The sequence below is a fragment of the Bradyrhizobium sp. AZCC 1693 genome, from assembly GCF_036924745.1.
Classification (GTDB): Bacteria; Pseudomonadota; Alphaproteobacteria; order Rhizobiales; family Xanthobacteraceae; genus Bradyrhizobium.
Genome location: NZ_JAZHSD010000001.1, coordinates 5,583,685 through 5,597,418, shown reverse-complemented (window position 1 = coordinate 5,597,418; position 13,734 = coordinate 5,583,685). Strand labels below are relative to the sequence as shown.

Sequence of the window (13,734 nt, the reverse complement as noted above, 5' to 3'; positions counted from 1 at the left end):
GGGGCGCGCGCCCGTTCCCCCCGCGCGCCCGTTTAAGGATAACGAGAAGTAAACGGCGCACGATTCTATCAACGCGCCTGCGCATCGGCTTGCAGGACTCATTAGCCCTTGAAGGAGATCGGCCGGTCTGCTCGGGCCAAACACCGCGATTGCGGCGGCGGCGCCCGTTACCTATGCTGCCGCCGTGTTCCGGAATGAGGCACCCCGCATGATTCCGCCGCTCGATCCCGTCGTCGCCCAGATCATTCCGCTGCTGCCGCTGCGCGATCCCGCGACGATGACGCCGCAGAGCGCACGCGATGCGCTGCGCGCGCTGGCGGCCTCGCGCGCGGCGGTTCCGCCGCCGCCGGTGATGAGCGCGGAGGACATCAAGGTGAAAGGCGCCGCCGGGTTCCTCAACGCGCGGGCCTACCGAAACTCGAGCGAGAAATCACCAACGGTGGTGTTCTTCCACGGCGGCGGCTGGGTCGCCGGCGATCTCGATACCCATGACCGGCAGGCGCGCTGGCTTGCGATCGAGACCGGCGCGGTGGTCGTCTCGGTCGATTATCGCCGCCCGCCCGAGGTGCGGTTTCCCGGCGCCTTTGAGGACGCCTTCACGGCCACGAAAGACATCATCGCCCGCATCGCCGAATTCGGCGGCGACGGGAGGCGCGTCGGCGTGGCCGGTGACAGTGCCGGCGGCAATCTGGCGGCCACCACCGCGATCGCCTGCCGCGACGCCGGCATCAAACTGGCGGCGCAATTGCTGGTCTATCCCGTCACCGACGTCTTCGGCAATTTCGCGGATGCAAAGGAGAACGCGCGCTTTCCCTCGCGCAGCGAGAACGCGGACGGTTATTTCCTGACCCGCGCCACCATGGAATGGTTTTGCGGCCATTACCTCGCCGACAAGACCCACGGCACCGACTGGCGCGTGTCGCCGCTGCGCGCGGAAAACCTTGCGGGGCTCGCACCGGCGATCGTTGCGACCGCCTGGTTCGATCCGCTCCGCGACGAAGGCAAGGCCTACGCCGACGCGCTTGCCGCCGCCGGCGTTCCGACCAGCTATTACGACGGCCTCGGCCTCATCCACGGCTATTTCGGCCTCGGCGAGGCTTCCGAGACCGCCAAGCGCGAAGCGCAACGCGCACGGGTGGATTTCAAGGCGCTGCTCGAAGCCGGCGCTTAGATGCCGCTGCGCCATGCGGCCGAAATGACAGGCCGCTTATGCCTTCTCGATCGTCACCTGATCGGCAAGACGGGTAACGTCGGCCGGCCGGCACAATTCCGTCCCGGGACGGCGCAGAGCCGCGGCGCCGGCAGCGACCGCGAGGCGGAAGGAGTCTGCACGCGCATCTCCCGCAGGTTTGGCTTGATAAGATCGACGCCTTCGGCCGTCTCTGCGGCGAGCGCCGGTCTCGACGTGTCCAGAACGAACTTGGCTCCGCGCTGTTTGCCCGCACTGATCTCGTCGACGAAGAAATTTTCTCGCGTTTCGCCCGCAATCGTCCAGGTGTGGCTGGCAACGCCCTCCTGATCGAGCAATTGCCGCAGCAGCTTTCCGATCGCTCCGCCGACCGGGTAGATCGCACGGGCATCACCGCCGAGCCGCCTGATGACCCGCGCGACATTGATTCCGCCCCCGCCGGGATCGCGCCGCTGCGATTGGCCACGCAGCCTCGCCACCGGCGAGATCCTGTCAACCGCCGTCGAGAGATCGATCGCCGGGCTCGGAGTGATCGTGACGATATCGGTCAAGTGCTGATTCGAACCGCGGGCGATCCCGCGTTGTGGACCCGAACGTGCTGGCGATCCCGGGAAGACTCGAACTTCCGACCTACGGTTTAGGAAACCGTTCCAGCCCCAGTAAAAACAATAACTTACAAGCCACGTGTTGCAATTCTGTTGCGCCCCGTCATCCACCATGAGATTTTGCCGGCCGACGGAAAATGCAGGCGCGGCGTCACAGCTCATCCGGGACGATCCGATCGGTTTTACGGCGCATGATGCGGTAGCATTCGCAGGTAGCTTCCTCGAGCCGCGCCCTGTCAATTTCGATCAAGCCCCGCCGATCGGATCTGATAGCACCAACGGCACGGAGTTTGGCAACCACCAGTGTCACGGTCGTTCGTCGCACTCCAAGCAACTGCGAAAGCGTCTCCTGCGTGACTGACATGATGTTGCCCTCGGTTCGATCGTGCAGCTCAAGCAGCCAGCGGGCCAAGCGAGCCTCGACCGGGTGCAGCCCATTACAGGCTGCGACGTGCTGGAGCTGCATAAGAATCGACCCCGTGTGCGCCTGAACCACGTCTCTGATGGCGCTGCTCCCCATGTAGGCAGCATGAAACCGCGATACGGAAATCTGTAATGCGGTGCCGCCTACCCGCACGACCGCGGTCACGGAGGATCGGGAGGCTCCCAGGACCGATAGAGCGCCAAGGGCTCCCTCGCGCCCGATCACCGCGGTTGCAATCGTTGCTCCGTTCGGCATGTCGAGCATGAAGGAAATGGCCCCGCCGTGGGGAAAGTAAACATGCTCGCGTCGATCTCCCGATCGCACGACCACGGCATCCTGTTCAAGCGAGACCTTCTGGAGATGAGGGCTGAGCAACGCGAGGTCCGCCGGCGGCAACGCAGCTAGGAGACGATTACCGCCGTTGGCAGGACGCCCCATCACGTGAGACTTCTTCCCTCAGCGGAACGCGCAGCTCTCCTGCAATGTCTTTGGCGGCTGCGTCTTCTGCGCTGCACCGATACCAACTCGACCCTCATTGTGCTGGCTTTGAAACTGCCTTCTTGAACGCAATATTCACTCACTACCGCAACCCGCCGGGCCGGTAAAGGTCGCCAATGGCGGTCATCTTTCGGGGGCTAAGAAGCAAGTTGCCGGTTACGATAAGAACAGTTGGCCTCGGCTCTGAGTGGAATTGGGGAACCTACGGGAACAGGCGGCACTCTGGCTGCGTCTTACAGCGCGACACTGGGGTGCCGGGGTAGTCATGATGTGCTTCCAGGCGCCACCGCAGCGCGACGCCCGCTCGCCCTGCAAAGTAGCTCGGCAAGACGGGCGATGGCGGATGGTCGGTTGTGAGCCTCGAAGTGATCGAACTTGTGCACTAACTCTTCCGAGCCACAGAGCGGATGACAAGACGAATCGACCAGCGGTCTTAAATCGGCTGACGAACCTTGCGTGGCGATAGCCATCGAACCGATTTCGTCCACGTCGCAATGCTAGATCAAGGCGCGCTCGAACATCTGGCACCACATATCAAATCGCTTGATAAGGATTCCGTCGCGCGTAATGCTGACATATTCGACATCAGCCAATCGCATGGCCTTGCGACGCACCGTTTCCTGCGCCATGCCAAGCGATGCGGCGACGTCGACGAGGCGAACCGAGCGCATCAAGATCACGTCGTTCGACACCGACAAGCTGAGATACCCCATCGCAAAGAAGACCAGGACTTCATCCGGCGTCAGACCCGGACGTCTTCGCGCGGACGAGAACAGTTTAAGGAGTTGAGCGATCCTTTCCCGCTTTTGCGGCAACTGTATCGACAGGCGGTATGTGGGCGGATCGGCTCCACCCAGATGCGACAACTGGATCTCGATCGCTGATTGGGGTCGCCCCCGCTTCATCTGCAGCTCCGTCCCAACCGTTCCAAGATCTCGCCTCGACGACATCCGTCGCGACATTCCTTACAACAAAGGAATAGCGAGGCCCGGGCTCGCGATCAGCTATACCAAGCCTAATGGCCCATCCCTCGGCTCGTTTGTTGATTTGACGTCTCTCTCTCCGCCGCTCGCAACGCCGGATGCACATACCCGCCGACGTGCCCGCCCCTCCGGAGTTCAAAACTCCGGGGGCCCTCATTGGAAAACGTCGATGTGACGCGTGCGCGCCGCTATGTTCCGGACTGTTGCACCTGCTGTCGAATCGCATCGATCACGTGCAACGAGTGCGTGACGAAGCCGAAACACTTCTTGACGTTGAAGAGCGTCGCCTCAACGCAGTAATCCGGCGACGTCGTTGCACAGCAGTCTTCGACCAGAAGACAGCCGTAGCCAAGGAAATTGGCGTCCGTCAGCGAATGCAGCACGCATTGATCGGTGTTGACGCCGGCAAACAGGATCGCTTTCGTTCCCAAGTTGCGCAGAATACTGTCCAGCGGCGTATCCCAGAAACCGCTGATCCGGCATTTGTCGACGTGAATGTCTTCCGGCTCCTGTTTCAGTTCATCGACCACAGCGGCGGCCCAACTGTCTTTCTGCAGCACGCGTGCGCCACTGCCAGGCAGGGGTTCGCCTAGACCGATCCCGACGCCCTTTGGCTTGTACAAATGAAGCTGATTGGGCGGCATGTTCTTGAGATCCGGCCGATTACCCCAATTCAGCCAGATGACGTGGACGCCATTAGTCCTCAATACGGGCAGAAGCTTCTGCAGCGGCTCGATCGGAGCTCGATCCGGCGTGTGATCGACGCCCAGATGGTCGACCCATCCGCCCTTCGCACAGAAATCGTTCTGCATGTCCACAACGATGAGAACGGTGCGATGCAAATCCAGTGTCACGGTCTGAGGCTGAGCGTTGATCGTGACAGCGATCGGCGGCGGCGACGCCAACGCCATGTTGACGTTGTTGTCGTCAACCAGCCATCTGTAGCCTGGAGCAGATCCAAGAGGGTTGGATGAGATTGGCGCGGTTGACGCTACGGCCATTGCAGCAGTGGAACTGGTCATCGGACTTTCCTCCCTTGCACATGCTTTCTTATCGTCCATATGCGGATCAACCGCCGCGCTCGAACGGAATGGTCAAAGCCGCGGGCTGTCTGCTCTTTCCGACGAAGCCTGCGATGGCGATCAGCGCCAGCAAGTAAGGCAGCAACAACAGGAGCGCCACCGGCACATCAAGTTGCAGTGCTGGCACCAGGAATTGCAGGGCGGTCGCGAAGCCGAACAGGAGGCACGCCGCCAATGTGTACCAGGGGTTCCAGCCGCCAAAGATCACGGCCGTAATCGCGAGATAGCCTGCTCCCTTGGTCATGTTCTCGGTGAACGTATTGCTGTCCGCGACAGACATGAACGCTCCACCCAGGCCCGCCAGGATCCCGGCGTAAAGCACGCCGAGATAGCGCGTCCTGGCCACGCTGATTCCTGCCTTATCCGCGGCGCGCGGATCCTCGCCGACCGCCCGCACCGCCAATCCAAAGGACGTGTACGTCAGGAGCAGCCATGTCACGATGACCATCAGGATGCTGACATAGGCAAGCCCCGTCTGGTTCGACAACGCCGGCCCGATTACCGGGATGGCGGCAAGCCACGGGGGATTGAGCTGCGCAAAGCCGGGAATCGGATCGCGCGACAACGGCCCAAAGATCTCGCGATAGAGGAACGTGGTGGTCCCCAGCGCCAGGATATTGAACCCGATTCCCACCACCAGTTGATTTGCGCGCAACGTTACGCTTAACACAGCCTGAACCGCGGCAAGGGATGTCGCGACCACTACGCCGGCCGCAACACCGGCGAGCGGCGAGCCGGTCGCCCACGATGCCAGCGCCGCCGCGAAGGCTGACATCAGCATCATGCCGTCGAGGCTGAGATTGAGCACGCCGGCCCGTTCGCTCAGCATTTCGCCGGTCGCGGCGAAGATGATCGGAACCGCAAGGCGCAGTCCGGAGCCGATAAACACAGCCATTTGTTCGTCGATCATCGGGTCACCTTCCGGTTGGTGAGGATCGCGGAGCCTGCAATGATGATGACGATCAGGCCCTGACAGATCAGGACGACAGCGGACGGGACATGCGCCGATATCTCCATGTTGATCGATCCCGATCGCAGGAATCCGAACAGCAGCGCACCGATCACGACGCCGACCGCTGAACCTCGCGACAGCAGACCGACCACCAGGCCGTCAAATCCGTAACCGGACGAAAAATCGCTCGTCAGATAGAACTGCTGGCCAAGAATCATGATCGCCCCGCCGAGACCGCCAAGGCCGCCAGACACTGTCATGGCCAGGATCACGTAGAAGCTGGTCCGCATGCCAGCCCGGCGAGAGGCCGTCGCATTCAAGCCAACGGCACGCAACCGCAGGCCGAGCGTGCTGTGCTTGAGCACCAGCCACACGACCACGACCGCGATCGCCGCAATCAGCAATCCGATATGAAGGGGAGAACCGCTGTCCGGGAAAAGCTGCGGCAGTTTGGTTGAATCCGGAATCTCCGGCGATTCCGGCAGCGACGACACATCGCTGATCGGCTTGCGCAACAAAGGAAAGGATTCGACGGACCAGTACACCAACGGCAGCGCAATGAAGCTCAACAGCAATGTGCTGATGACCTCGTTGGTGCCGCGCGCCGCCTTGAGAAAGCCCGCCAAGGCGCCCCAAAGGGCCCCGGCGGCGGTTCCCACCGCGAGCGGCACGATAAACGCCAGCCCAAACGGCAGGCCGCCGGCGCCATGCAGGGCCGCTGCAGTCGCGAACATGCCGCCCATCGCGATCTGCCCCTCGCCTCCCACATTGGTCAGATTGGCGCGGCTGGCGAAGATGAAACCGAGGCCGACCAGCCCGAGGCTGATCGCGCGATTGAGTGAGGCGCCGATATTGAAATCGCTTCCCGCCATGCCGTCCCAGAACGCTTCAACGGCTTCGACGACCGACGCTCCCGTGGAAGCGATGATGAGCAGGCCGATTCCGAGCGCGATAGCGGTCGACACCACCGGAACGAGCACCTGCAGCGGCATGAGATCGAGTTTGGCGCCCTGCGCGACCTGGGCAAGCTTCGGATGTTTCATAACCATGGCCAATCTAGACATGTGCGTGACCCGACATCATCGCGCCGATCGCCTCGCGACTGAACGACCCGGCCGCCAGTTCGCCAACCAGTTTTCCGCGGTAGATCACCGCGATCCGGTCCGACACAGCCATCAACTCCTCAAGCTCGCTGGAGATCAAAAGCACCCCGAGACCGTCGTCGCGAGCGGCACGAATGCGATTGTAGACAGCCTCGATCGCGCCGACGTCCAACCCCCGCGTCGGCTGGGCTGCCAGCAGAAACACCAGCGGATCAAGCGAGAGCTCGCGCGCGAGCACCGCTTTCTGCTGATTTCCTCCGGATAGACTCGCCATCGACACGTCCGCGCTGCTCGCGCGGACATCGAACTCGCGCATCATGGTCTCGGCCGCCCTGCGACGCGCCGGCTTGTCGAGAAGCCCGAAACGGCTGAATTTTCCGATCGAACCGAGAAACAGGTTCTCGGACACCGACAGTTCCTTGATGCAGGCCACTGCATGGCGGTCTTCGGGAACGATGCCGACCCCCGCATCCGTGATCTGCTGCGGTGTGCAACCACTCAGCGATGTGCCGCCGACATCGATGGAGCCCGCACTCGGTGTGGCAAGGCCGGCGAGGATAAGGCCAAGTTCAGTCTGGCCGTTGCCCTCGACACCGGCGATCCCGACAATCTCTCCGGCACCGACCGTGACGCTCAAGCCGTCAAGCCTCGCCACGCCCTGCGCGTCGCGATAGACGAGGTTCGATATCTGAAGCAGCGCTTCGTTCGGCGAGGGCGGACCAGGCAACACTCCCGTCGGCCCTGATCCGGGCTTTGCCGGCACCCTGCCTTCGATATCGACCGCCGCGGCGAGTACCGAACCGGCCGACTGAACATCGCGGCCAACCATGGAGCGCACGAGCGATCGAATGTCGGCACCGGCCATCGTCACCGTTTCGATAATCCGGCCTTGCCGAAGCACCGTGGTGCGGTCGGCGACGCGATTGATCTCGCCCAGCTTGTGGGTCACCAGGATCACGGACTTTCCGCGAAGCGCCACCTGGCGACAGATCGCCAGCAACGCATCGATCTCGTCCGGCTGCAAGACCGCGGTCGGCTCGTCGAGCACGAGCAGTTGCGGATCGCCGAGCAGGCATTTGATGATCTCGACGCGCTGCCGCTCGCCGACCGAAAGATCCTCGATCAGCGCCTGCGGATCGATCTCGAGCCCGTATTCCGCGGCGAGTTGCTCCATGCGAACGACGATGTCTTGCGGCTTCAGCACCGCATCGGCACGCCCAAGCATCAGGTTTTCGGCCACGCTCATGTTGGGCACCAGGCTGAAATGCTGGTGTACCATCACGATGCCGCGCTGGAGCGCTTCCGCCGGCCCGCGGGGCTGAAACGAATGCCCGCCCAGCATCATCGCACCGGCATCCGGCCGGTGCACCCCGAAAACCAGGTTGCACAATGTCGATTTGCCGGCGCCGTTCTCGCCAAGGAGGCAGTGCACCTCGCCGCGCTCGACTTCCAGCGAGATGTCGTCGAGCGCGGTGAAAGCGCCGAACCGCTTGGTCAAACCAGACAGTTCGAGAAGAGCCACGGTCAACCCACCTTTACCTTGATCTTGTTCGACAGCAAGTCGTCCTTGAGCTCCTTGATCTTCGCCTGGATCTCCGGCGTCGCGCCGGTACAGATCTCAATGTCGGCCGAACGCGGACCCATGGCGAGGCCGAACTGCTTGTATTCCGGGTGCCACGTCCCGGCGACGGCCTGATCGATGGCATACTCGACCATGAACCCGATGCCGCTGACCGTGTAGGCGATGTAGAGCGGATTGTTGTCGGAGCAGTAGTTGGTATAGCTTCCGATCATCGTGGTGCCCTTCTCGCGCGCCGCCTGCTCCATTCCGCGCACGCCGAGGTTGAGAATGTTGTAGTGGACGTCGGCCCCTTGCGCGATCGAGGCAAGGGTTGCTTCCTTCGCCTTGGCGACGTCGTCAAAATCGCCGGTATAGGTCACGAAGCATTTGGTATCGGGCTTGACGTATTTGGCGCCGTTCGCGAATTCCGTTCCGGTATTGACAATCGCCGGAATTTCGAGACCGCCGACGTAACTCACCGCGCCGCTCTTCGACATCATGGCGGCGACCGCGCCGGCGATGAAGCCGATCTGGGCCTGCAGCACGTCGTACTGCGCGACGTTGTCCGTCGGCTGCCCCGTGGGCCCGACGATGGCGAACTTCACCTTCGGAAATCGCTTGGCAACCTTCAGAACCGACGCCTGGGTCTGCCCCGCGGCGCCAATGACCATGTCGTTCTTGGTGGCGAGCGTCACGAGCGCCTGCTCCATGTCGGCGAACTTCACGTTCTCGATGGACGTGATCGCAACCTTCTTGCCGTGGCGTTGCTCGGCCGCCTTCATGCCGTTGTAGGCCGACTCCATCCAGCCATGGTCGGCTCTCGATCCCGGAATAAGAATGCCGATACGGACCGGCTTTGCCGCGTCGTCGGCAAAGGACAATCCGCTCGATGAGCCGATCCAGGCAACCGAGAGCAGACCGGTTTTCAGAAATGCACGACGGGTATCATCCATGTTGTTTCCTCCTGTTTGCTTCTTGTGTTGCGGCTCTTTTCTTGTGCCTGCAGCTTGATGGTCGGGACGTCGCATCTCCGCGATCCCGCCCACGTCGCCCCTTCGCGCCGCCGCGACGGAGCGAAGCGTCAGCATCATCCAGATGCCATCGTCGCGAGCGCTCCCACGGCATCGACAAAACACTTCATCGGAGCCTGCACGACGCCCGCGCCGATGATTCCCATTCCCGGCTCCTTGTGGGCCGTTGCGGTATTGATGACCGGCCGCATGCCTTCGTCCACGACCTTGCGGATGTCGATGCCGACCGGAGCACCGATGAAATCGAGCATCGGCAGCGTGAAGCCGGGATTGCGGCCGATCGCGATGTGCGCCATCTCGCGCGAATAGCGCAGGGCGTCCTGCGGCGTACCGCCGACAAACTGGACCATCGCGGGAGCGGCAGCCATCGCAAACGCGCCGAGTCCGGCCGTCTCCGTAATCGCGCTGTCGCCGATGTCGGGATTAGCGTCCGCCTCGCTGAATCCGGGCAGGAACAGGCCGACAGGGACGTCGGCGGGACCGACAAACCATTGCCCGTTCAGTCCGCTTACCCTGATGCCCACATTCACGCCGTTTCGCGCCATCGCGGTGACGATGCTGCTGAACGGTACGCCATGCGCGGCATCCATCGTCGCCTTGCACGCCGCCATGGACAGGCTCAGGAAGAACATATCGTCCGCCCCGATCGTCCTCAGCGTCTCGTGAACGATGTCGCGCGAGATCGACGATTTGAGGAGCGATTCCGTGACCGCGCGATACAGCAGCAGGGTCGCGGCCGTGTTGCGGTTGTGGACGTCGTCGCCCATATGCAGCGACTGCGACATCAGCGGCTTCAGGGGCAGCCCGCCGTCGATGCCGGCGACAGCCGCTTTCAGGCACGGAGCCAAGACATTCTCGATCAGCCTAAGACCTTCGAGCACTTCGGGCGCGAACGCGCCGAACCGCAACGTCCTGGCGCCGCCGGACTCCATCATCGGCGCATAAGCGCGATTCCCCGCGGTTTTGTTCATCACCACAAAGAGGGGCATCGAGGGTGAGATGATCCCGGTCATCGGCCCGACCGCGCCGAATTCATGGCAAGGCGCAAAGCGAATGCCGCCGCCCACGGCAAGTTGCTCCGCCTCCACCGGGCTCGTCGCCCATTTCTCGTAGAGAATTGCGCCGACGACTGCCCCCTTCATGGGGCCGCACATATCCTTCCAGGCGATCGGCGGGCCGGCATGCAGCAGGGTCCGGCCCATGTCCGGCCAGACGTCGGATGCGTGCGCCGCGACGTCGACCCATACCGGCTGCGCGGTCAGGACGCGCTCAAGCACTTCCGCATTGGCGCGATCGATCCGCGACCCGAGGCAGTCCGCATCGTTCGCATCGCCGACCAGTTGCGCGAGATTCCAGGCGACCTCCGGGCTTCCGTCGCCGACCGGCCGCCACTGCAGGCGTACCAGCGGGGCACCGCTGCTCTTGACACCTCGATCGAGATCGGAGGCGCCGAGGCTGACGACGGAGGTCTTTCTATTCCGCAGAGCGGCGGGGACTGCGTTCATCGTCGTTCTCCACCTTGCATCACGCGACGGTCAGCAGCGCTTTCACCCGCCGCCATGCGGCTCGCGATGGCCCGGGCGGCAAGGGCCGCGCCCGTGCTGCTGCCGACGAGTTCAGCGCCGGCATCCGTCAATATGGCTTTCTGCGCCTCGAAGGGCTGCGGGTCCTCATCCGTGCCGCACACGAAGCAGATGACGGGAAGCTCTCGCCCCTTTGCTTTCGCAACGGCCTTCGCCCGGCGGATGGCCGGAGCCAGGATTTCCGCCGGATTCGGATGGCTGCCGTAACCCAGCACGACGTCCAACACGATGCTGGCGACGGTTGGATCCTCCGCCTCCTTCAGGAGCCGGTCGATCCGCACGCCGTAGTCGATCATCGGATGCGGACGCCCCACCGTGAATTCATCGCTACCCAGGTCGACCGCCGTATGCCCGTAACTGTCTTCCGGGTCGGCCAGCCTGTCGGCATCGATGAGGGGCCCATTCGACCGGGCACGAATGCCGGCCGCCTGCCAAATGGTCTGAGCCTCCGAGCAGAACGTTCCACCGGAATAGAGACCGCGGAGATAGCGCTGCGAAGGCGCCAGCGACGCGCAAATCCTCGTCGCCAGCTCCTCAGCGGCCTTCTCGTCACTTCCGGGCTTGTTCGCTCCCACGAAAGAGACAGCACGCCTCGCCGTCTCCTCCAGCGACCAAGTGCGATGAACATTGCCAGTGGAGGCTACGGATTCGCCGCCCAGGAAGCAGATCACGACCGGCTTGTCGATCGCCCCCGCCCGATCGATCACGAGCTGCTGCACCTCCGGCGCGGGAGGTTTGGAAACGATGGCGATGACCTTCGTACCCTCATCCGCGGCAAGCAATTCCAGGCCCTGCAACATGGTGATGCCGCCGACCTGACTATGGACGTCATGGCTGCCGGTACCGATCGCCTGCGATATGCCCTGGCCATGGCGGTGGATCTGGCACATCACCTCCTGCAGCCCCGTTCCCGACGCTCCGACAAGCCCGATGACGCCATGCCGAACGACGTTCGCAAATCCAAGCGGGACGCCGTTGATGATCGCTGTGCCGCAATCCGGGCCCATGACCAGCAGTCCCTTCTGCGCGGCAACCCGCTTGATGGCCTGCTCCTGTTCGATCGGCACGTTGTCGCTGAACAACAGCACGTTCAGGCCCTGACGCAGGGCTTTCAAGGCTTCGGCTGCCGCATAGGGCCCCGGCACCGAGATCAACGCGAGGTTGGCATGATCGGCAACCGCGACGCCGTCGGAGATCGATCGCGGCGGTGCTTCTGCAGCCGCTTCTGTCGGGCCCTCCTTCGATTCTTCGCCGACAATCAGGGAGTGAATTTCTCGCTCCGCAGCTTCGAGCTTGTCGGGCGAATCGTCTGCCACCACGATCATGATGTCGCCGGGCTGGGCGCTTTCGAGCGCTGGAGTCATCAGTCCAGCCTGCTGCAGGAACTCCTTGTTGCTACGTGTTCCCATCAACAACGTAACTCTCTGCACGCCGCTCCGCGCGACCGTGACTTGCGAGATCCGCATCAACGATACAGAATCCTTGTACAGGTTCGCTTTTACGCTCGACTGGATAGCCATTGCCTTGTCGTTCCCTTGAATTCCCTCAGGCCTGCTCGTTTTTATGTTTGAGCTCCGGCCAACAGCAGCGATGATCTGATCAAAGATGAGACGCCGGTCATGCGCCTCGACTGCTCCAACTCAGTGAGTTCAGGCGCCACGGCGGCGCTTCAGGTTCGGCCCGCCATCTTGCCCAACGCTCGAATCCGACTGAACAAAGATTGGCGCAAGCCGATGCCCGCAGCTGCGTCAATTGGACCGACTATTGAACCACGTGCGTCCCTGTCTCGCCTCGCAGCGCCGCCATTGCGCAATCGAGGTGACTGATGATCGCGCGCTTTCCGCCCCCCTCGAGAAACCGGATGGCAGCATCGACCTTGGGTCCCATGCTTCCTGGAGGAAAGTGTCCTTCACGGTGATAGGCCTTGATCTCGTCGAGGCTGACCTGATCTAGCTCCTTCTTGTTCGGCTTGCCGAAATTCACCGCGACGCGCGGCACGGCCGTCAGGATCAGCAGTTCCTCAATGCCAAGGACATTCGCGATATGGGCCGACGTCAAGTCCTTGTCGATCACCGCCGGCACGCCGGTGCGTACGCCCTTGGCGTCGCGAACAACGGGAACGCCACCTCCGCCTCCGGCAATGACGATTGTTCCCCGCTTGACCAATGCATCGACCAGCGAGATATCGCAGACGTGCTTGGGCTTTGGCGAGGGCACAACGTGACGCCAGCCTCGCCCCGAATCCTCTCGCATCGGCCAGTTGAGTTCGGCACTGATCTTCTTGGCCTCTTCTTCGGCGAAGAAGGGCCCGACGAACTTCGTGGGATTCTTGAAGGCTGGGTCGTCCTTGTCGACCTCAACCTGGGTCAGCAGACTTGCCACATGCCTCTGGTTGCCTTGTTCGCGCAAGGCATTCTCGATCGCCTGCATCAGCAGATAGCCGATGCCGCCCTGACTGTGCGCCACGCAGATGTCCATGTCCATCGGCGGGATGCGACTCATCGTCAACATCTGGCGCATCATGATCTTGCCGACAACCGGACCGTTGCCGTGCGTGATGACCAGCTCGTTATCGAGTTGCGCAAGCGGCAACAGCGCTTCCGCGGTTTTCTGCGCGACGGACTTCTGCTCCTGGGAAGTGCCCCGGATGTCTTCGGGATGAACCGCATTGCCACCAATCGCGACCACAAGGCGACGCGGCACATCATTGAGCGTACGCATTT

Annotated in this window: 12 protein-coding genes; 1 reads left to right on the top strand and 11 read right to left on the bottom strand. The window is 62.5% G+C overall.

The genetic code is table 11. The annotated features are described in order from the left end of the window. Nucleotides 1-208 precede the first annotated feature (208 nt). Nucleotides 209-1,171, top strand: a complete 963-nt coding sequence (locus V1293_RS26460; RefSeq protein ID WP_334513508.1) for an alpha/beta hydrolase — start codon at nucleotides 209-211, stop codon at nucleotides 1,169-1,171. 53 nt (nucleotides 1,172-1,224) lie between these two features. Here V1293_RS26460 and V1293_RS26455 read toward each other — a convergent pair whose 3' ends face one another. From V1293_RS26455 to arcC, 11 genes are all read right to left on the bottom strand, one after another. Then, nucleotides 1,225-1,740, bottom strand: a complete 516-nt coding sequence (locus V1293_RS26455) for a PfkB family carbohydrate kinase (RefSeq protein ID WP_442894290.1) — start codon at nucleotides 1,738-1,740, stop codon at nucleotides 1,225-1,227. A gap of 205 nt (nucleotides 1,741-1,945) precedes the next feature. Next, nucleotides 1,946-2,656 carry a Crp/Fnr family transcriptional regulator gene (locus tag V1293_RS26450; RefSeq protein ID WP_334513506.1) on the bottom strand — a complete coding sequence of 237 codons (711 nt, stop codon included), beginning with the start codon at nucleotides 2,654-2,656 and terminating at the stop codon, nucleotides 1,946-1,948. A gap of 557 nt (nucleotides 2,657-3,213) precedes the next feature. Then, on the bottom strand, nucleotides 3,214-3,621 hold the full coding sequence (locus V1293_RS26445) for a hypothetical protein (RefSeq protein WP_334513504.1): 408 nt from the start codon (nucleotides 3,619-3,621) through the stop codon (nucleotides 3,214-3,216). 266 nt (nucleotides 3,622-3,887) lie between these two features. Continuing rightward, entirely contained in the window at nucleotides 3,888-4,721 is an 834-nt protein-coding gene (locus tag V1293_RS26440) for a cysteine hydrolase family protein (protein WP_334513502.1), read from the bottom strand. Between the two features lie 46 nt (nucleotides 4,722-4,767). Then, complete coding sequence (locus tag V1293_RS26435; RefSeq protein WP_334513500.1) at nucleotides 4,768-5,691, bottom strand: ABC transporter permease; 924 nt, start codon at nucleotides 5,689-5,691, stop codon at nucleotides 4,768-4,770. Next, complete coding sequence (locus V1293_RS26430; RefSeq protein WP_334513498.1) at nucleotides 5,688-6,782, bottom strand: ABC transporter permease; 1,095 nt, start codon at nucleotides 6,780-6,782, stop codon at nucleotides 5,688-5,690. The genes V1293_RS26435 and V1293_RS26430 overlap by 4 nt, the downstream gene beginning before the upstream one ends. A 7-nt stretch (nucleotides 6,783-6,789) precedes the next feature. Further along, nucleotides 6,790-8,358 (bottom strand): ABC transporter ATP-binding protein, encoded by a 1,569-nt coding sequence (locus V1293_RS26425; protein ID WP_334513496.1) that lies wholly within the window; start codon nucleotides 8,356-8,358, stop codon nucleotides 6,790-6,792. Nucleotides 8,359-8,360: 2 nt separating this feature from the next. Then, nucleotides 8,361-9,350 carry a BMP family protein gene (locus V1293_RS26420; RefSeq protein WP_334513494.1) on the bottom strand — a complete coding sequence of 330 codons (990 nt, stop codon included), beginning with the start codon at nucleotides 9,348-9,350 and terminating at the stop codon, nucleotides 8,361-8,363. Between the two features lie 134 nt (nucleotides 9,351-9,484). After that, entirely contained in the window at nucleotides 9,485-10,933 is a 1,449-nt protein-coding gene (locus tag V1293_RS26415; RefSeq protein WP_334513492.1) for a DUF1116 domain-containing protein, read from the bottom strand. Beyond that, the gene (fdrA, locus tag V1293_RS26410) at nucleotides 10,930-12,531 is read right to left on the bottom strand and encodes an acyl-CoA synthetase FdrA (protein WP_334513489.1); all 1,602 of its coding nucleotides are present in this window, start codon (nucleotides 12,529-12,531) and stop codon (nucleotides 10,930-10,932) included. The genes V1293_RS26415 and fdrA overlap by 4 nt, the downstream gene beginning before the upstream one ends. A gap of 241 nt (nucleotides 12,532-12,772) precedes the next feature. Continuing rightward, nucleotides 12,773-13,732, bottom strand: coding sequence for a carbamate kinase (gene arcC / locus V1293_RS26405; RefSeq protein ID WP_334513487.1), 960 nt, complete (start codon nucleotides 13,730-13,732; stop codon nucleotides 12,773-12,775). Nucleotides 13,733-13,734: the final 2 nt, after the last annotated feature.

Excerpts from the sequence above, each read along its gene's own strand:
- V1293_RS26460 (WP_334513508.1), top strand. The coding sequence starts at position 209 with ATGATTCCGCCGCTCGATCCCGTCGTCGCCCAGATCATTCCGCTGCTG.
- V1293_RS26450 (WP_334513506.1), bottom strand. The coding sequence starts at position 2,656 with ATGGGGCGTCCTGCCAACGGCGGTAATCGTCTCCTAGCTGCGTTGCCG.
- V1293_RS26445 (WP_334513504.1), bottom strand. The coding sequence starts at position 3,621 with ATGAAGCGGGGGCGACCCCAATCAGCGATCGAGATCCAGTTGTCGCAT.
- V1293_RS26440 (WP_334513502.1), bottom strand. The coding sequence starts at position 4,721 with ATGACCAGTTCCACTGCTGCAATGGCCGTAGCGTCAACCGCGCCAATC.
- V1293_RS26435 (WP_334513500.1), bottom strand. The coding sequence starts at position 5,691 with ATGATCGACGAACAAATGGCTGTGTTTATCGGCTCCGGACTGCGCCTT.
- V1293_RS26430 (WP_334513498.1), bottom strand. The coding sequence starts at position 6,782 with ATGGTTATGAAACATCCGAAGCTTGCCCAGGTCGCGCAGGGCGCCAAA.
- V1293_RS26420 (WP_334513494.1), bottom strand. The coding sequence starts at position 9,350 with ATGGATGATACCCGTCGTGCATTTCTGAAAACCGGTCTGCTCTCGGTT.
- V1293_RS26415 (WP_334513492.1), bottom strand. The coding sequence starts at position 10,933 with ATGAACGCAGTCCCCGCCGCTCTGCGGAATAGAAAGACCTCCGTCGTC.
- fdrA (WP_334513489.1), bottom strand. The coding sequence starts at position 12,531 with ATGGCTATCCAGTCGAGCGTAAAAGCGAACCTGTACAAGGATTCTGTA.
- arcC (WP_334513487.1), bottom strand. The coding sequence starts at position 13,732 with ATGCGTACGCTCAATGATGTGCCGCGTCGCCTTGTGGTCGCGATTGGT.